The following is a 2418-nucleotide window of genomic DNA, read 5'->3' as shown; positions in this document are numbered from 1 at the left end:
CTCAAGCCACGATCGAGTTCATCGACAGATGGCACCGGTCGCTCCTCATCGCACCTTCCGCCATTCCAGCGGGCGTTCGATCAAATGAGCCACGCGAAAACGTGACCACCGGTCTTCCCTGAACTGGCCGATAATTCCCCCATCGATGATGATGGAGGAAGATTTGCCCCTTAATTCGCAGCAGAAGAAGACCGTCCTCGCCTCATTCCTGGGCTGGACGCTCGATGCTTTCGATTTCTTCCTTCTGACATTCCTGCTCACCGATATCGCGACCGAATTCCACGCCGACGTGCCCGCGGTCTCCAAGGCGCTGTTCCTGACCTTGGCCACACGCTTCATCGGCGCGTTCTTCTTCGGCATGCTTGCCGACAAATACGGGCGCAAGCCGATCCTCATGCTCAACATCGTCAGCTATTCGGTGATCGGCGCGCTGGCGGCCTTCTCGCCCAATCTTGGCATTTTCCTGGCGCTGCGCGCGCTGTTCGGTATCGCCATGGGCGGCGAATGGGGGCTGGGCAGTTCGCTGGCCATGGAATCCATTCCGCCGAGCGCACGCGGCATGGTCTCCGGCATCCTGCAATGCGGCTATCCGGCCGGCTATCTGCTGGCGGCGGTGGTCTATGGCCTGCTCTATCAGCAGACGATCGGCGGCTACACGATCGGCTGGCGCGCCATGTTCCTGCTCAGCTTCGTGCCGGCGCTGATCGTGCTCTTCATCCGCTCGCATGTGCCGGAATCGCCGGCCTTCGTCGAAGCGCAGAAGACCGCGAGACCGGGCATGTGGGAAACGCTGCAGAAGCACTGGGGCGTCGCGCTCTATGCCGTCGTCCTGATGATGTTCTTCAATTTCTTCAGTCATGGCACGCAGGACCTCTACCCTACCTTCCTGAAGAAGCAGCACGGCTTTGATCCGCATACGGTGAGCTGGATCACCATCGTCGCCAATATCGGCGCCATCGTCGGCGGCCTGGCCTTCGGCGCGCTGTCGGAGAAGATCGGCCGCGTCAACGCCATCACGCTGGCATGCCTGATCGCCTTGCCGTCCATCCCGCTATGGGCCTACTCGACCACGCCGTTCATGCTTGCCATCGGCGCCTTCGTCATGCAGGTCGCGGTCCAGGGTGCCTGGGGCGTCATCCCCGTGCACCTCAACGAGCTTTCGCCCGGAGCGGTGCGGGCGACCTTGCCCGGCTTTATTTATCAGGCGGGCAATCTCGCCGCGTCCTATGGCGGCCCCTATCAAGCAGGAATCGCTGAAAGCGCCGGAGGCAGCTATGGCTATGCCCTGGCGCTGTTCGCAGGCGTGGTCGCCGTCTGCATCATCGTCGTCATCCGCTTCAGTCCGGAACGACGTGGCCAGGTGATGACCGTCCTGACCTGAGCGGCGCCTAACCAAGCCTCAGCGCGACGACGCCGGCCACGATGCTGAGCGCAGCGGCACCGCGCCAGCCGGTCATTTTTTCGCCGAGAGCGAAGACCGAGATCATCATGGCAAACAGGATCGAGGTTTCGCGCAGCGAGGCCACCGAAGCGATCGGTGCTTTGGTCATCGCCCACATGACGATCCAATAGGCGGCGCCGCTGAGTACGCCGGTGAACAGCCCTGCCTTCCAGTCGCGCGCCAACACCGGCAGCGCCTTCGGCCCGCGGAAGATGAGGCACAGCACCAACGCGCCAAAAGCATCGCAGATGAACAGCCAGGCGGCATAGCTCTGCGCGGTTGCCGCCAGCCGCGCGCCACTGCCGTCCGACAGCGTATAGCTGGCAATGAAGATGGAAGTGCCGAGCGCAAAACCGACCGCGCGCAGGTTAAGCTTTTCCAGATGCGCGCCGCCACGAAACGACATCACCAGCGTGCCGGCCGACAACAGGAAGATACCGAGCATGGCGAACGGGCCGGGAATCTCGGCAACGACGAACATGCCTCCAAAGGCCGAGAGCAGAGGTGCTGTGCCCCGCGCCAGCGGATAGGTCTGTGCGAAATCGCCGGCCTTGTAGGCGCCGATCAGGAAGGTCCGGTAGCCCATGTGGAAAATGACCGAGGCGATGATGTAGGGCCACACCTCCGCCTTCGGCACTTCGACGAAGGGCAGCACCACGAGTGCCGCCGCGCCCATGCCTAATGTCATCAGCGTGATCGACAGGAAGCGGTCGAGATGAACCTTGACCAGCGCATTCCAGATCGCGTGCATGGCAGCGGCGGCGAGCACTGCAAAGAAGACGAAAAGCGTCATGCGCGGCTCATGTGGCGATGCCCGGCGTTTCCAGGTCTATGTCGACCCGCAGCGGAAAATGATCCGATGCAACCTCGCCGATGTCGGCACTGATCGAACGCACCCGCCCGGCGAACATGCCGCCGACGAAGCAGTGGTCGAGCCGGCGCTTTGCCAGCCTGCCGTCGATGGTCTTCACATGGGT

Annotated in this window: 2 protein-coding genes and 1 pseudogene; 1 reads left to right on the top strand and 2 read right to left on the bottom strand. The window is 62.6% G+C overall.

The window, feature by feature from the left end; translation table 11 throughout:
• Positions 1-163 precede the first annotated feature (163 nt).
• The gene (locus EOD15_RS32835; RefSeq protein ID WP_027037618.1) at positions 164-1381 is read left to right on the top strand and encodes an MFS transporter; all 1218 of its coding nucleotides are present in this window, start codon (positions 164-166) and stop codon (positions 1379-1381) included.
• A 7-nt stretch (positions 1382-1388) separates the two neighbouring features.
• Here EOD15_RS32835 and EOD15_RS32830 read toward each other — a convergent pair whose 3' ends face one another.
• Complete coding sequence (locus tag EOD15_RS32830; protein ID WP_013529691.1) at positions 1389-2234, bottom strand: EamA family transporter; 846 nt, start codon at positions 2232-2234, stop codon at positions 1389-1391.
• A gap of 7 nt (positions 2235-2241) precedes the next feature.
• Positions 2242-2418 (bottom strand): annotated as a pseudogene (locus tag EOD15_RS37115) (EEP domain-containing protein); the annotation flags it as partial.

The organism is Mesorhizobium sp. M7A.T.Ca.US.000.02.2.1 (assembly GCF_003996995.1).
Taxonomy (GTDB): Bacteria; Pseudomonadota; Alphaproteobacteria; order Rhizobiales; family Rhizobiaceae; genus Mesorhizobium.
Note: the sequence above shows the minus strand (reverse complement) of the source record. Positions and strands in the feature narration are given on the sequence as shown.